This is a genomic window from Collinsella sp. SGI.033, assembly GCF_050315135.1.
Taxonomy (GTDB): domain Bacteria; phylum Actinomycetota; class Coriobacteriia; order Coriobacteriales; family Coriobacteriaceae; genus Collinsella.
The window spans coordinates 1-16,394 of sequence record NZ_JBNPOK010000008.1 but is presented as its reverse complement, the minus strand read 5'-3'; the positions used below and the strand labels follow the sequence as shown (position 1 = coordinate 16,394).

Here is a 16,394-nt window from a genome sequence, read left to right as displayed (position 1 = left end):
TGCTCGGCGTGCCCCGTGGCCCTGTGGCAAGCCTTTGGTACTGTGAAAAACGCTCGTGCTTGCGGTTGGCTGTGCGATAAATGACAGATTGGGCGCCGGAAGCGTGGCTGCGCGTGCGCTCGTTATGAAAAAGCCGAGCCGCCCGTATCGGGCGGCTCGGCAATCAAAAACCTTGGATTCGGGGCATCCGTTACTGGTTAGCCTGACCCTCGAGCATGCCGTCGAGAGTTCGCCAGGCGAGCTCGGCGCATTTGACGCGGGCGGGCATGTGCGAGATGTCCTGGAGCTGGGCGGCCTCGTCCAAGTCTTCCAAGTCTTCCTCGGAGAGCTCCTCGCCACGGATCATGGCGAGGAAAAGCCCTGCCAGACGACGAGCCTCCTCGACCGTTTCGCCCGTGATGAGGTCGGCCATGATGTCGGCGCTGGCTTGGCTGATGGCGCAGCCGTGACCGGTAAAGGACGCCTCCTCGATTACATCGTTCTCGACACGCAGCTGCAGGGTGAGCTCATCGCCGCAGCTGGGGTTGATGCCGTCGTGCTCGTGCGTGGGGGCATCCATCTCGTACTTGTAATCGGGGTGCGAGTTGTGCTCCATAAACGTGGTGGAGGTGTACAGATTACCCATTGAACGTGCTCCAAACGTGATACAGGCCGGCGATGAACTTATCGATATCGGCCTTGTCGTTGTAGAAGGCCACGCTGGCGCGGCAGCAGGCAAGGTTTTCGACCCCCAGCCAGGTGAGCAGCGGCTGCGCGCAGTGGTGACCGGCACGGATGCAGACGCCGTCCATGTCCATGATGCTCGCGACGTCGTGAGGGTGGATGCCCTTGACGTTAAAGCTCACGACTCCGTGGTGGTTGTCCCAATAGATGGAGCCGATGATCTGGACAAAGTCGAGCTGCATGAGCTCGCCCATCAGGTAGTGGACAAGCGCCTGCTCGCGGGCCTGGATGTTTTCGTAGCCCACTGTGTTGACGAGGTAATCGAGCGCCACGCCCGTGGCGAAGATGCCGGCGGCGTCCTGCGTGCCGGCCTCGAACTTCTCGGGGACGGGAGCCCAGACGGCGTCCTGCTCGGTGACCGAATCGATCATCTCGCCACCGGTAAGCATGGGCGGCATGGCGTTGAGCAGATCCATCTTGCCCCACAGCACGCCGATGCCCATGGGGCCCATGGCCTTGTGCGCGCTAAAGGCAAAGAAGTCGGCTCCCAGATCGGCCACATCGACCGGCATGTGCGGCAGCGACTGCGCGCCGTCGACGACCAGATAGCCGCCGTACTTGTGCACGAGCTTGCCGAGATTCTTGACCGGGTTCTCGACGCCCAGCACATTAGAGATCTGACCCACGGCCAGAATCTTGGTCTTGGGGCCAACCTTGGCAAGCACTTCCTCGGTCGTGAGCTGACCGGTCTTGGTGGGGTAGAGGTAGACGAGCTTGGCGCCGGTCTCGCGGCAGACCTGCTGCCACGGAATCAGGTTGGAGTGGTGCTCCATGATAGTGATGACGACCTCGTCACCGGGCTCGAGCACCGTGGGCGCAAAGCTCTTGGCTACCAGGTTGAGCGACTCGCTCGTGTTGCGGGTGAAGACGATCTCGTTGGCCTGGGAGGCGCCGATGAGATCGGCGATCTGCTGGCGCACCTTCGCGATGGCCTCGGTGGCCTCGACGGACAGCGAGTACAGGCCGCGCAGGGGGTTGGCGTTCATACGCTGGTAGAAGTCACGCTCGGCGTCGAGCACGCAGGCGGGGCGCTGCGCGGTGGCGGCGCTATCGAGGAAGGCGATCTCGGGGTGCTGCTGGAACAGCGGGAACTGCGCCTTGTAGGGGTTGGTCTCGATGTCGACGATAGGCCAGCCGCGCGAGGCCTCGTCGCTGGCGTCGAATTCCATGGGCTCGGGGGCAGTACAGGTATCGCATTTAACGTGCTCGGTGTCGATCATGCGAGCTCCTCCTCAAAGTTATCGATCAGGTTGTTGCCCAAGCGGACGACGGCGGCGCGGATGCGCTCGTCGGCGGCGGAAAGTGCGGCGTCCTCCAGCTTGGCACGGATGAACAGGTCCTCGGCGGCATTTTGGTCAAGGCCGCGGCAGGCGAGGTAGAACAGCTGCTCGTCGCGGACGTGGCCGATGGTGGCGCCATGGTTGCCGGCAACGTCGTCCTCGTCGCAGAGGATGACGGGAACGGTCTTGTTGTCGACGCCCTTGTTGGCCAAGAGCACCGTCTCGCGCTCGGTGCCGACGGCACCCTTGCAGCCGTGCACGAGATCGATGGTGCCGCGGTAGACCTTCTTGGACGTGCCGGTCAGCACGCCGTTGGCATCGATTTCGCACTCGGTCTTGCGGCCGCGGTGACGAAGCTCGTAGTTAAAGTCGCGCACCTGCTGGCGGGCGCCCAGGTAATCGGTATCGATCGTAACCTTGGCGGTATCGCCCAGCAGGTCGCCGGCAAGGCCGGTGGCGCTGGCGCCAGCACCCAGTACGGTGTGCTGCACGTTGACGCGCGCGCCATCGTCCAGGAACAGGCCGGTGTCGTCGAGCGCGATCCAGCTGTCGTCGAGCGTCTGCGTACAGGCAACGTTGACGGTGGCGTACTCGTGAGCACACACGCGCAGCACGGAGCCTACGACGCCCTCGCCGGCAACGGGGGAGTCCAGGGCGATCTGCAGGTCGAGCGTTGCCTGCGGGCGGGCGACGACATCGATGGCGGCAATCGCAGCCGCGGCGTCGACGCCGCTCACGCGCACGGTAACCGTGGCACGGCCGTAGGCGGGCACGTCGATGACGATACGCTTGGTGGCGTGGCCGGCCAGGTAGGCGTAGGCGGCCTCGCCCATGCCGGTCTCGAAGGCCTCGGCAGGGGAGAGCTCCTCCTCGAGCTTGATGGCACCGGCCTGGTAGACGGAGGTGGCAGGCACGTCGAGCTCGGTCTCGGGTGTGATGCGGGCGCGGTCGGCGGCGTCGCCGGGGGCTGAGGCGCGGCGCTCGGGGAAGCGCTCGGCCATGGCGTCCATGGCGGCGTCGAAGGCTTCGGCCGTGCCATGGATCTGCTCGTCCAGGCCCTCGACCTCAACGGCCTCGGCAGGAGCGGCAGCAAGTTCGTCCGAAAGCTCGAGCTTAGTCTGGTTCATCTTGAGCCAGCCCCATGTGGCGGCCGGCATCGCGTTGACGCCCCCGATCTCCTGCAGCACGCCGTCTCGGGGCTCCGACCCTCCTCGCGTACCTTTAGTACGCGTCGTCGGGCTCGTCGCTCCCGATACGTCGCACTGCAGAAGCTCGGATGACGTAAATGCGTTCGGCGTGTTCGTGGTCTGATTCATTATCCGATCGCTCCTTCCATCTCGAGCTTGATCAGGTTGTTCATCTCGACGGCGTACTCCAGCGGCAGCTCCTTGGAGACCGGGTTGGCAAAGCCGTTGACGATCATGGTGCGGGCCTCTTCCTCCGAGATGCCGCGGCTCATCAGATAGAACACCTTGTCGTCGCCAATGCGGCCGATGGTGGCCTCGTGGCCGATGTCGACGTTCTTGGCGCGGATGTCCATGGCGGGGATGGTATCGGAGCGGCTCTGGTCGTCGAGCATGAGCGACTGACAGCTCACGGTTGCCTTGGAGCCCTCGGCCTTGGGCGTGGCCACGATGGAGCTGCGGAAGGTCTGGATGCCACCGCTCTTGGAGATGCCCTTGGTCTCGACGGTCGCCGAGGTCTCGGGCGCGTTGAGTACGACTTTGCAGCCGGTATCGAGGTTCTGGCCGGCGCCGGCAAAGGTGATGCCGGTAAAGCTCGAGCGGGCGCGGCGGCCGTTGAGCACGCTCATGGGGTAGAGGTAGCCCACATGGCTGCCGAAGGAACCGCTGATCCACTCGATGTCGCCGTCCTCATCCACGCGCGCACGCTTGGTGTTGAGGTTGTACATGTTCTTGGACCAGTTCTCGATGGTCGAATAGCGCAGGTGCGCGCGCTTGCCCACAAAGAGCTCCACAGCACCGGCGTGGAGGTTGGCCACGTTGTACTTGGGCGCGGAGCAGCCCTCGATAAAGTGCAGGTCGGCGTCGTCCTCGACGATGATGAGCGTGTGCTCAAACTGGCCGGCGCCCTTGGCGTTGAGGCGGAAGTAACTCTGCAGCGGAAAATCGAGCTTGGTGCCCTTGGGCACGTAGACAAACGAGCCGCCCGACCACACGGCGCCGTGCAGGGCCGCAAACTTGTGGTCGGTGGGCGGGATGAGCGTCATAAACTTCTCGTGGATGAGCGGTTCCCACTGCGGGTCGTGCAGAGCCTCCTCGATGCCGGAGTAGACGATGCCCATCTTGGACGCGGTGTCCTGCATGTTGTGGTAGACGAGCTCGGAGTCGTACTGCGCGCCGACGCCCGCCAGGTAGCTGCGCTCGGCCTCGGGGATGCCCAGGCGCTCAAAGGTGTTCTTGATGTCGTCGGGCACCGACTCCCAGTCGTGCTTTTGGTCGGTGTTGGGCTTGACGTAGGTGACGATGTTGTCCATGTCCAGGCCCTCGATGGAGGGGCCCCACGTCGGGTCGGGAAAACGGTTGAAAATCTCGAGGGACTTGAGGCGCAGGTCGAGCATCCACTGCGGCTCGTCCTTTTTGGCGCTGATCTCGCGCACGATGTCAGGCGTGATGCCGGCGTCGAGGCGCTCGAATCCCTCCTCGCCATAGGTAAAGTCGTAGAGGCTGCGGTCGATGTCCGCGACCTCGGTGCGGTTCTTGGTCATTGCGTCGCCCCTTTACGCCTGCTGCTCGGCAGCGGCGGCCTCGGCCTGGGCGCGCTGCTCGGCGGCCTCGCGCTCGAAGGTCTCAAAGCCGTTCTTGTCGATCCAGGAGATCAGCGAGGCGTCGTCCTCGCGCACGATGTGGCCCTTGACCATAACGTGGACGCGGTCGACATCCAGGTGCTCCAGGATGCGTGTGTTGTGCGTGATGATGAGCATGGAGCCGTTGCAGCTCTTGCGGTAGGCGTCCATGCCGTGGCTGACGGTGGACAGGGCGTCGACGTCCAGGCCGGAGTCGGTCTCGTCCAGGATGGCGAGTTTGGGCTGCAGCAGCAGAAGCTGGAGCATCTCGACCTTCTTTTTCTCGCCGCCCGAGAAGCCTACGCCCAGTTCGCGGTTGAGGTAAGCGGTATCCATGTTGAGATCGGCCGCGAGCTCCTTGACGCGACGGCGGAATTCCTTGCCCTTCATCTCCAGGCCGGGGCGGCCGGCGATGCTGGCGCGCAAAAAGCTCGACAGCGGCACGCCCGGGATCTCGACCGGAGCCTGGAAGCTCAGGAACAGGCCGGCGCGCGAACGCTTGTCGGTGGTGAGCTCGGTGATGTCCTGGCCGTCAAAGACGATGCGCCCGTTCTGCACGGTATAGACGGGATCGCCCATGACCAGGTGGCCGAGGGTGGACTTGCCGGCGCCGTTGGGTCCCATCAGCACATGGGTCTCGCCGGCGGCGACGTTGAGGTTGACGTTGTGGAGGATGGTCTTCTCGTCCACGGAGGCGGTCAGACCTTCGATGGAAAGCAGCGGATTTGCGCTCATGCTGTCCCTCTCTGTTTATGGTGTACTCATAGGTGTACTAAACCCTAGGAATCTTCTCGGAATAAAGTTACTATGGGTTCGGCGTTAGTCAAGGGAAAACCCGACTAATCCACTCGACTTTTCAGATGTGGGACATAATAGTCGGGATCGTCTGTCCCACACGCTTGGCATCTGGGGCAAACTCTGCTGATGATTTTTTCTCAAGCGCACCGGGAGGGTAGGTATGCTCATTTCTTCTAAGGGCCGCTATGCCCTCCGTTTGATGATTTATATCGCGGCGCTCGGTGACGCCGAGGGCAAAATCGCCCTGCGCGAGATTGCCGACCGTGAGCATATTTCGCAAAAGTATTTGGAGCAGCTGGTCCGTCCGCTTATGAAGGCGGGCCTGCTCAAGAGTGTGCGCGGTAAAGGCGGCGGCTACATGATGGCCGTGGACCCGGCCGAGGTGCGAGCCGGCGATATATTGCGTGCTGTCGAGGGCAGCACGGCGCCCGTCGCATGCGATGGCATCGATAACAACTGCACTCGCAGCGATCTGTGCTCTACTGTGAAGTTCTGGCGCGGTCTGGACGACGTGATTGAAAAGTACGTCGACGGCGTGACGTTGGCCGACTTGGCGGCCGTGCCCGAGATTAACTTCGATATCAAGCTGTAACTCGAGCGCAATTCCTCAAGATTTCGCGGAGGGCGTTACCGTTTGTCGAGTTGTTGTTGTACGACATCGGTCTTGCTGCGATACTTAAATCTATCTTTGCAAACTGCACTTTAACTACACCAATGCAAGGAGGATCTTATGCAGCCCAAGCATTCTGCGATTGTTGCCGGATTGACGCTGGCTCTTTCGTTTGGCGCCGTTGCCGCGCCCGCGCCCGCTGCTGCGGATGAGCCCACGCCGGGCGTTGCCTCGGATGCCACCGATATCGATAAGGGTCTTTATACCCAGCAGTCTTTCTCGGGCGTGCTGAGGTCGGTCCAAGGCGTCTCGTTTGTCAATGTGACCAGCGAGATGAAGTACTTTACCAAGTATGAGAGCCACGGCAACTATAACCAGGGCTTTTCGTACGGCGATGGTTACAACGCTCTCGGTTACTACCAGTTTGACCGACGCTGGTCGCTCGTCCCGTTTATGAAGCAGGTCTATAACTACAATCCTGCCAAGTACGGCATGCTTAAGTCTGCAATTGACCGCGGAGGCGATATCTCCAACGCAAGCAACCCCATGCATTCGAACGGTCAGCTGACGGAGCTGGGCCGCATTGCACAGGAGGCCTTCCAGGGCGCCTATAACGCCGACCCGGCTGAGTTCTCGGCGCTGCAAGATTCATATGCATACAACTCCTATTACGCGGTGACCGAGGCCTGGCTCAAGAGCGCGCTTGGTATTGATATCTCTGGCCGCGCCGATTGCGTCAAGGGTATGGTGTGGAGCATCACCAACATGTGCGGCACCTATGGCTGCCAGGACTTTTTCCGCTGGGCAAATCTTACAAACGATATGACCGACCGTGAATTTGTGACGGCGCTTTCCAGCAGCGTGGTCAATAACGTTGCCCGTAAGTACTCGAGCCAGCCGCAATATCACGAGGGCTGGAAGAACCGTTACAAGAACGAGCTTAAGGATTGCCTGGTCTATATTACCGAGGACGAGGCCGCGGCGACGCCGCCGGTCGAGCCTGAACCCGAGCCTGAGCCCAAGCCCGTGACTCCAGCGCCTAGCCAGGCGCCCGCCGCTCCCGTTGCTCCCTCTGGGCCTAGTGCCGATACCAATGGTGCTGACGAGGATACCGTCGATGCTCCTTCATACGATGCCGGAGCAAGCGACGGAAATGGCGATGTCGGTTCGGCGGGCAGCGCGGGGTCTGCCTCGCCTTCGAATTCCGCAGATGCTGCGGCAGGGTCTGGTTCTTCCGCCGGTGGATCGACTGCCGGTTCGAGCGACTCGTCGACGAATGGCAAACCCTCTGCGAGCGAACAACTTGGCTCCATGTTTGGCTCCTCGCTGATGGTTGACATCAACAGCAGCTCGTCTTCCAAGAAGGATGGCTCCGACCAGGGCGCTACGGAAAAGACCGAGGATGCTAAGGGCGATTCGAAGGACGAGGGTTCTAAGGGGTCTGATTCCGACAAGGGCGCGGAATCAGACGGTGCGGAATCGAAGGATCCCCGCGTTGATAAGGATGGCAAGCACACGGACGACAATGGGTCCAAGGGCCTGGTTGATGATGCCGCCGACCAGAACCAGGGTAAGACCAAGGTTGTGACTGCCTCAGCCACGACGACTGAGTCCTCTAAGGGCAGCATGCCCAAGACGGGTGACTTGATTTTGATGGCGAGCCTTGCCAGCGCGAGCTTGGCCACATTGGGCGCTACGTCTATTGTGAGCGGTAAGCATAAACTTGACCAGCAAAACAAAGACGCTGCGGAGAAAGACGCCCAAAAGTAGGCTCTCAGCGAGTGTTTTGCCTTAGGGATTGAAATAGGGGCCCGATGCGATAGCACCGGACCCCTATTTGTTGCGAATCGTTTTGTTATGCCCCCCCTTATGGAGTCATTTCTACCGTTACCCGAATCATTTGTTGAACAATAAAATTGTTATCAAGATGGTCGCTAAAATGGCATCGTTGTTCTAAAAGGGGAGATAAAACGGTGTCTGAACAGGCAATGTATGATATTGATAACACCTTTGGCGTGAAGTTGCTCAATCCCGTCGGAAATGCTGTTCTGCCGATTGATATTCATGATTTTGCCGACGCCGCCGATCATTGTGTTTTAGTTGATAAGACCATGTTTATTGCCGATATCTTAGATTGCGAATCGACTGTGGCGCTCTGTTGTCGGCCTCATGGTTTTGGCAAGAGTATGAACCTCTCCATGCTCAAATGTTATCTGGAGCGTCCTGTGCCCGGCTCGTCTAACGTCAATCTCTTCATCGGTAGCCAAATATGGGACGCAGAAGATGGCATCTATCGTGATGAGTATGCACGCTACCCGATCATTGCTTTGGATTTTTCTACTTCCTCCTATCGAGGCGCCGATGCCGAGGCCGCCATGCGCGATGTCGTCGCTCGTGAGTGCGCTCGTCTGTTGCCGCTGCTGGACGTTCCCGATTTAGCGCGCAGCGACGTGCGCCATATCGAGCGCGTAGCGCGCGGTGTTGCCGGTTCTGATGAAATCGATTCGGCTCTTGGCGTGTTAATCGAGCTCCTCCGTATGGCATGTGATGAACAGGTTGTGCTGCTGGTTGATGGGTATGACGCGGCATTCTCGAATCATATGCAGGCGAAGGGCGCCTATGGCTCGTGCTTTGTCGAGTTGCTTGACCGCTTGCTCTTTGACGGCATTGTCTCCTCGGTCGATTCTTTGCGGCTGGTTTGCTTGATGGGGGAGCGACCCGGCCCCGCACAGGCGGCACTTGCGCATCGCAACTGCCCGTATTGTTTGGCTTTGCCCTTGTCGAGCTGGTGCGATCGCTGGTTTGGTTTTTCGGATGCCGAAAACAGGGCACTGCTAGATTACACTGGCCAGAGCGACAGACTGGATTGCGCGCGTGAATGGTTCGAAGGCTACCGGTTTGGCGGGTTCTATTGTTCGAACCCGACGCGTGTGGTTGAGTTCTTGGCTCGGGGCTGCCTGCTGCCAACGCGCTTTGATGTATGTTGCTATGCCGATTGTCTGAACGAGACTGTGGGCGCCTGGGATTTGAGATGGCTTGCGGCAATGTTTGATTTGCTTAATCCGTATGGCTGTGTTGAGGCGCCGCTGTGCATAGACGCCGTGAAGCCTGATGCCGGGACAGCGGAAGGTATTTGGACCGATTTGTATTTGAGTGGACTCTTGACGACAGATGCGACTGATCGCCAGGCGGACGGCAGTCTGCCCCGCGCCCTGCGCCTTCCCAATAACGAGCTCCGGCATGCGTTGCGTCTTGTGATTATCGAATGGTTCGAGTGCGCTGTTGAGAGTGCCGAGGCTATCGATGATTTCCAAGAGGGTCTTTGCCGCGGAGACGAGCGTGCGGTTAGGCGAGCTTTGGGCGTAATTATTAATGACTTGGGCGTCGATGGAGACGTGTCGGATTTGCTGCTAGCTTTTCGTTTGGCACTACAGGGTCTTTGTTTTGGGTTGCCTGGGTATGCCGACCCTGCTACAAAACGAGCGCACGGTTTGGAGTTTGGGGGTTTCCAGGTGTTTCCGACCGTCAATACCTTTGATGCGGTGGATACACTTGGCATATTGGATAGCCGCCCGCTGATCTCGGTCAGCATGCTGTACGACCCCGATGTCGATGCGTTGGGCCTAGAGCTTCTGTCGGTACAGGCATTGCTCGATATCGAGCGGAGCGGTCTCGACGACATTCGCGTGCCACGTCCTGCCGTGGGCCGCATGCGCTGGGGGTTTGGCTTTGATGGACAACGAGTTGCCGTCGCGTGTCAGAAGTTATAGGAGGGCCGGCTTTACTCGGTTTCCTTCATGGGCGGCATGGGCTTCCAGTTGGGGTCGCGTACGATCTTGCGGGCATCCTTCATGCCACGGCGCAGCGCCGGAATGCCGGTCTTAAAGCACTTGTCGACGGCGGCAAGGCGGATGAACTCCTTGCAGAAGGTCGCCACATTGCCCAAACGGAACAAAATGGGGTGGTAATCACCGTAGATCTGCATGTAGCGGGCCAAGTAGCCGCGGTTGCGCATGATGTAGTAGCGATTGGTGTCACTGGTGGAATTGAGCTGACGCTTACCGGCGATATCCCAGTTGGAGACGGCGCGGGCGCGCTTGAGCACCACATCGGCGACTACGGCAGCGGGGAAATGCTGGCTGGCGACATAGCCGTAACAGGCGTCATCGCCATAGATGAAGAAACGAGCGTCGGGCAGGCCGATCTTGTCGACTACGCGGCGCGAGAACAGGCCGCCCTCAAAGCACAACTGGTTCATGGCGCGGTAGCCCTCGGGGCCCAGGTCCCACTTAGCGATGGGGTTGGGGATACCAAGCGAAAGGATGAGCTGGTACTGCCAAAAGAAGGCGCCGCCGTCAAAGTCCAGGCGCGAACCCTGGATGACGTCGTAGCGGTCCGTCCACTTGGCCAGGCGCTCGATGCCCTCCGGGATGACGAGCACGTCGTCGTCCATCACCCAAAACCACTGGGCGCCCAGATCGTAGGCGCATTTGGTGCCGGCGGAAAATCCGCCCGCACCGCCGCCGTTTTCGAGCTGCGGGGCGTAGATGACGCGGTCGGTGCCACCCTGCGCGTCGGGCTGATCTGCGTCGATGCCCCACATGTTGGCGAGGCGCTCGTTGAATGCGGCGCACATGGCCTTGGTCTCGCTCGAATTCTCGTTGTCGACGATCACGATACGCCACGGCGCGGCCGTGAGCTCGGTCATGGAGTCGAACAAGTTGGCCAGAAGTTCCTGGCGCTTGTACGTGACGACGACGATGGCGAGCTTGTCGATGGGGGCGGGAAGGGTAGAAGTCATGGGGAATATATCCTTTCACGCGCGGCGGGTGAGCGCTGCGCGGAAGCTATCGAATGCGTCCGCTGGACGGCACCTATTGTAAAGGGTCGCTGCGCCATGTAGGCAAGGTTTGAATAAAACGCAGGAACCTGATATGTGCGCGACGAGTGGCGTGGGGCTGCTTTGCCCGTAAGAGGCTCCATAGATTATATAAACGCTCGTTGGCACGTCAGCCCTTTGATACCATTATCGACAGGTATTTCCTAAGGAGCACATTTGTCTACTAATTCCTCTGGCAGCCCTGTTCTGTCGCTGCTTATTCCCATTTACAACGTTGAGCGCTACCTGCGCGAGTGTCTCGATTCCGCCCTGGCGCAGACGCTCGAGGACATCGAGATCATCTGCATTAACGACGGGTCGACCGACAACTCGCCGGCGATTATCCGCGAGTATATGGAGCGCGATGCGCGTGTGAAGATGATCGATAAGGCCAACAGCGGCTACGGCGACTCGATGAACCGCGGCCTGGAGATGGCGCGTGGTAAGTACGTGGGCATTCTAGAGTCCGATGACTTTATGGCGCCCGATGCACTGGAGAAGCTCGTGGCAGCTGCCGAGTGCTTTGACGCCGATTTTGCAAAGGCGAATTTTGACCTGTATTGGTCGAAGCCGGAGGAGCGCCGAGAGCTGATGGAGCTCTTTAAAGCTAAGGACTGCCGCAAGCCGGTACACCCGAGTGATACCGTCGATGCCTTCTCGCTTAAGCCATCGATTTGGTCTGCGGTGTATCGTCGAGACTTCTTGAACCGTAATGCCATTCGTTTCTTGCCGACGCCTGGCGCTGCGTTTCAGGACGCCTCGTTTACCTTTAAGGTGTTCGCTCTTGCCGATACCGCGGTTTACCTGCATGATTCCGTGCTTTCATATCGCCAGGACAACGAGGGGTCTTCGGTCAATTCGCCTAATAAAGTTCACTGTGTTAACGACGAGTATGCCGAGATTCATCGCTGGATTGTTGAGGATTTTGCCGAGTCGCACTCTTCGCAGGACGTTGCCAAGCTGCTTAGGTTTGCAAATATCATTAAATACGATTCGTATATGTGGAGCTACATTCGCCTGAATCCCAAGTTTTACGCTGAGTTTTTGGACCGTATGGCCCAGGAGTTCCGCGGCGCGCTTGAGGCACATGAGTTTGAGCTCGGTGACCTAAAGCCGTGGAAGCGTGCGAATCTCAAGGCTATTGTCGACGATCCGCAAAAGTGGCTGGCTGCGTCTCCGGACTTTGCTGGAGCGGGCGCGATGGGTCGCGCGAAGCATTATGCGCGTGTCGGTGGCCCGGGCGTGGTCGCGGCATTCGTCCTGGATGCAATTAAGAAATAGGGGAGTTATGGCAAACCCGAAGGTATCTTTTATTGTTCCTGTCTATAACACTCAGGAATTCCTGCCTCGTTGTCTTGACTCCCTTTTGGGGCAGACCTGTCCGGATATTGAGATCATTGTCGTGAACGATGGTTCGCCGGATGGCTCCGCAGCGATTATTGATAAATATGCTCGAGTGGATTCTCGCGTGCGCGTTGTCGAGAAGTCTAACGGTGGGCTTTCGTCTGCCCGTAATGCCGGCATGGATGTTGCGCGTGGCGCCATTATCGATTTCGTTGACTCGGACGATTACATCGAGCCTAATCTGGCCGAGTTCTTGGTTGGTACGTTTGCCGAGGGGCATTCGGAGATCGTTGTGTTTGGAGCTGAGTGCGAGCCTGCTGAGCTGGCCTCTAAGCGCATCCAGCAGCTTCTTTCTCCTGAGGCGTGCGTGTTTGAGTCATTTGATCCAGCGCTGCTGTTTTCTGCGAATGCGCAGCCCTATGTCTGGCGTGCGGCTTATTCTCGCGAGCTGATTGAGAGAGAATCGCTGAGATTCGCTGAGAATGTACGATTTGCCGAGGACGTTGTTTTCCAGTTTGAATCTTATCCGCTGTCTGCCAAGACGGTCCTAGCGCCCGAGAAGCTGTATCACTACGTGATGCAGGAAAAGTCGCTGACGCATGTTTTTAATGCTAGCGCCAAGCGCATGGACAAGATCGATGCCCATTTGCTAGTGCTTCATGAGGTGCTAGGGCGCTGGGACAGGCGAGGGCTTTTAGATCTGTGTCCCGGAGAGCTTGTCACGTGGTTTTTGGATTTGCTTGTGTTCGACCTTGCGCGATTGGATGCGGAGGATTATGGCGCGGTCGTTGCTCGCGTTAAGAATGAGTTCGCAGGGCATGTGGGAGTAGACTGGGCCGGTCTGCCTTCGAAGTCTGCCGTTCGTCATGCTGCGCGTAAGCTGGCGAGCAAGTCGAAGATTTCGATTCTTGATGCCGCACGACTGTATCTGGCAACCCGTGGCCTGAGGGCTTGCGTTGAGCGGTTTGTGTAGGTTTAGTCATATTTTAATGCCAGTATTCCTTATTAGGGCATGAGCGAAATTTGCTCTTGTCCGATTGCTAATAAATGGTGTGTTCGTAAACTAGAAGATTGGAAAAGCGCGTACATGTTGTATTCAATCGACTCAGGTACTTACGAAATGAGTTTTCCGCATTATTGCTACTGTCGAGCTCTTAATTCTTGGTTTTGGCGAAGAAGAGTACTGAGATTGGCGAAGCGTGAATTCAAGCTATTTTTGAGCTGGATTCCAATAGTTATCGCATTCTTGCCGGTTGGAATAATGACGCTTGTTGGGTTTGTCAGCTTCGGTTGTATCGATATTCACATGGTTATGTTTGAGATTGCTTCAATAGTCTTAAGCTCCGTTGCCTTATTGTTTATCAAGGAGTCTTTTGATGCGGAAGCAAGGAGACGACATGTGCTGGCGCAGCAGCTGGAGTTGTTAAATCGGGCTAGATATCAGCTATTCGAAAAGCACAGGTATCTGCTGTCCTGTTATTTCGCAACGCAATTTGACTATACGGCATTTGATTCTATTGATAAGTTGGAAATGTTTAATAGCTCTTTGCTCGATAGCCCTTGCTGTAATCACGATTTACTTCAAAAGAGTCCTGAAGTATTGGATGATTATATTGTCTACCTGGATTGGCTTTCTAAGGAAATCGAGCAATTGGCTCCTGTTGATTGGGGTTCTGGTGCTTTAGACCGCGATTTATTTCGCATGGCTAAAGATGAAATTGGATCCCTACGGCGCCTTGAATTGGAAGATGGCAAATATCGACTAGAGACTGCCGCTGAGCATTTAATTTGCCTATCTCGATACGATTTGCAGATCCTTGCTTCTCTAAGAAGGCCGTGGAGATATCAGAATGACATAAATCGAAAGGCCTTGATTGAAAAGTTTGTTTTCGATCACGGGGTCCGTGTTTCCCGTAGTTGAAGAAGCACTACTTGGTTATAAAACATAGTCTGGCGTGCGATTGATAGTGACACGTCTTAACTTCAGAGGTAGCCTTTAGCAGGAATAGCTAATGCCGATTTATGGATGAATACTTTCAGCACCTTTAGGGTCTTCCGATGTCCAGTATGGAATGGGAACTTGGCGTGAGCGGCTTCCTAGGTTTCGCCTGTAATATAATTTACGCGCATCATTTGAACTTGTATTTGATGGGGGCTGGCATGAAACGTCATCTGCAACTTCTTGCGACATTCGTTGCAGCGTTAGTTATTGGACTTAATCCATTGATTGGGTCGCTTGCTACTGCTTATGCAACCAATGGGGAGCCTGCTCAGCAGGATTCAACTGCTGAAGTCGCGGATTCTGAGAGCAATTCATACTCGACTAACGACCCCGCCTCCTCGCCCTCCAATAAGAATCAGGACGACTCTGTCAATCTTGCCGCAGAAGAAAATGACTCTTCCGTTGTGGCGGATGGGAACGGCGACGTTTTAACCGATTCGTATCAGTATCTCTATATCGCCTATCCGCAGCTTCCAGTCGGTGTGGACCAGGTGATTGCTTTTGCTACCCCTAACGATTCCGATGTACTTACCGATGCGACTCTTGAATTGGAATCCACGACTGGGCATTCCCTTTCTGTTGGTGCGACGGCCGTCAGTGGTAATGCTGCCGCATTTCAGTTCGGTAAGGATTATGCTGAGTGCGGATATGATTTGATTTCGATCTCCTATCATCTGCAAGGCGATGCCACGGAGCACAGTGTCGATTTGATGCAATGCGGATATGCGTTCGACATTGATGCGAATGCCACTGTGGACGATGACCTCGTCGAAGGCAGTGTCAATTCGTCTGTCTACTATTCAGACGATTCTGGCGATGCGATTCAGGCTGCCACGATTGGCGATGCGCTTAACGCCTCAAATGGGGTGCAATCTCTCTCTCTTACCGATACTGCTGTGAACGGTGCGTATGTTATTGCTCTTGATCCTGGTCATGGCGGCGTTGATCCCGGCGCTCAAGGTAATGGGAAGAGCGAGGCAGATCTAACTTGGAAGATCGCTGTTGCCTGCAAGGCCAAACTTGAGCGATACGGTTTTAAGGTTGTGATGTCTCGAGAGCAAAGTGGATCTTACGGCAGCAACGATTATCTGTACCGCGTTCAGCGATGCGTAAAGCAGGGCGCACAAGCTTTTGTGAGCTTTCACATTAACTCTGGTAGTTCTGCGGCGCATGGTGCTGAGGTTTACGCGCCTACGGCCAATGGCACGAGCTATACGAAAGCCTCTGTCGAGCTTGCCCAAAAAGTAATGAATAATTTGTCTGCGCTTGGCTTGACCTATCGTGGCGTGTTTCAGATGACGGTTGGTGACGAATTTGCCGTTATTCGCTGTGCTCGCGAGCAGGGGATCCCTGGCATCTTGATCGAGCATGGCTTTATTTCTAACTCGGGTGACGTTTGGAAATACTTTAGCGATGCTGGCTGCAAGCGTCTGGGGGAAGCGGACGCCGATGCGATTATTGCTCAATTCCCGCGTTCTAGTTGGATGGATTACTCCGCTGTATTTGATGCTGACTATTACCTAAAGAATAATCCTGATGTTGCTAAATGGGCCAACAACGATAAGGACAAGGCCCTCCAACATTTTATTAACTATGGCATGGCGGAGGGTCGCCGAGGCAACGAGGCGTTCGACGTCCAGAGCTACTACAACGAGTACCAGGACCTGAGGCTCGCGTACGGGACGGACCTGCCAAGGTACTACTTCCACTACATGAAGTGGGGCAAGGGCGAGGGAAGACATGGCACGGGAACTACTTCGCTAAAAGACGCCGTCGTCACTATTGCTGGCGTCGATTATTCGCCTGTTTATGATTTGAACTTCTACCTTGAAAACTACAGCGATCTCAAGAAGGCCTTTGTTAAGACAACTGACATGGGCGTAATCTTGGTTGATGACAATGCGGCCTTGCGCCACTTCGTCAGGTATGGAATGGCAGAGGGCCGCCGCGGA

The 16,394-nt window shown here is 57.0% G+C and carries 13 protein-coding genes; 7 read left to right on the top strand and 6 right to left on the bottom strand.

The annotated features are described in order from the left end of the window. Positions 1-190: 190 nt before the first annotated feature. Genes sufU through sufC form a run of 5 tightly spaced genes read right to left on the bottom strand, consistent with a single transcriptional unit; the run spans position 191 to position 5,544 of the window. Positions 191-625: a Fe-S cluster assembly sulfur transfer protein SufU gene (sufU, locus tag ACQRC0_RS03920; RefSeq protein ID WP_427718807.1), complete on the bottom strand. Its 435-nt coding sequence runs from the start codon at positions 623-625 to the stop codon at positions 191-193. Continuing rightward, positions 618-1,943, bottom strand: a complete 1,326-nt coding sequence (locus tag ACQRC0_RS03915) for an aminotransferase class V-fold PLP-dependent enzyme (RefSeq protein WP_427727910.1) — start codon at positions 1,941-1,943, stop codon at positions 618-620. The genes sufU and ACQRC0_RS03915 overlap by 8 nt, the downstream gene beginning before the upstream one ends. Beyond that, complete coding sequence (locus ACQRC0_RS03910) at positions 1,940-3,319, bottom strand: SufB/SufD family protein (protein ID WP_427727907.1); 1,380 nt, start codon at positions 3,317-3,319, stop codon at positions 1,940-1,942. The genes ACQRC0_RS03915 and ACQRC0_RS03910 overlap by 4 nt, the downstream gene beginning before the upstream one ends. Next, positions 3,319-4,731, bottom strand: a complete 1,413-nt coding sequence (gene sufB, locus ACQRC0_RS03905; protein ID WP_022094821.1) for a Fe-S cluster assembly protein SufB — start codon at positions 4,729-4,731, stop codon at positions 3,319-3,321. Before sufB ends, ACQRC0_RS03910 begins: the two co-directional genes overlap by 1 nt. A gap of 12 nt (positions 4,732-4,743) precedes the next feature. Further along, positions 4,744-5,544, bottom strand: a complete 801-nt coding sequence (gene sufC / locus ACQRC0_RS03900; RefSeq protein WP_427727905.1) for a Fe-S cluster assembly ATPase SufC — start codon at positions 5,542-5,544, stop codon at positions 4,744-4,746. A 223-nt stretch (positions 5,545-5,767) separates the two neighbouring features. Here sufC and ACQRC0_RS03895 point away from each other — a divergent pair, with 223 nt between their 5' ends. The 3 genes from ACQRC0_RS03895 (at position 5,768) to ACQRC0_RS03885 (ending at position 9,987) form a co-directional block, all read left to right on the top strand. Continuing rightward, positions 5,768-6,199, top strand: coding sequence for an RrF2 family transcriptional regulator (locus ACQRC0_RS03895; RefSeq protein ID WP_154518293.1), 432 nt, complete (start codon positions 5,768-5,770; stop codon positions 6,197-6,199). 138 nt (positions 6,200-6,337) lie between these two features. Further along, positions 6,338-7,987: a hypothetical protein gene (locus ACQRC0_RS03890; RefSeq protein WP_427727903.1), complete on the top strand. Its 1,650-nt coding sequence runs from the start codon at positions 6,338-6,340 to the stop codon at positions 7,985-7,987. 203 nt (positions 7,988-8,190) lie between these two features. Further along, positions 8,191-9,987, top strand: coding sequence for an AAA family ATPase (locus tag ACQRC0_RS03885; RefSeq protein WP_427727900.1), 1,797 nt, complete (start codon positions 8,191-8,193; stop codon positions 9,985-9,987). An 11-nt stretch (positions 9,988-9,998) separates the two neighbouring features. Here the strand turns inward: ACQRC0_RS03885 and ACQRC0_RS03880 are convergent, their stop codons facing one another. Beyond that, positions 9,999-11,018: a glycosyltransferase gene (locus ACQRC0_RS03880; protein ID WP_427727898.1), complete on the bottom strand. Its 1,020-nt coding sequence runs from the start codon at positions 11,016-11,018 to the stop codon at positions 9,999-10,001. Positions 11,019-11,273: 255 nt separating this feature from the next. Here ACQRC0_RS03880 and ACQRC0_RS03875 point away from each other — a divergent pair, with 255 nt between their 5' ends. The 4 genes from ACQRC0_RS03875 to ACQRC0_RS03860 form a co-directional block, all read left to right on the top strand. Beyond that, entirely contained in the window at positions 11,274-12,377 is a 1,104-nt protein-coding gene (locus ACQRC0_RS03875; protein WP_427727895.1) for a glycosyltransferase, read from the top strand. Between the two features lie 7 nt (positions 12,378-12,384). Continuing rightward, a complete protein-coding gene (locus tag ACQRC0_RS03870) occupies positions 12,385-13,413 on the top strand; it encodes a glycosyltransferase family 2 protein (RefSeq protein ID WP_427727893.1) in 1,029 nt (342 codons plus the stop codon). Between the two features lie 216 nt (positions 13,414-13,629). Further along, complete coding sequence (locus ACQRC0_RS03865) at positions 13,630-14,361, top strand: hypothetical protein (RefSeq protein WP_427727891.1); 732 nt, start codon at positions 13,630-13,632, stop codon at positions 14,359-14,361. 239 nt (positions 14,362-14,600) lie between these two features. Next, positions 14,601-16,394: N-acetylmuramoyl-L-alanine amidase (locus ACQRC0_RS03860; protein WP_427727889.1), on the top strand; the 1,794-nt coding region annotated here is incomplete at its 3' end.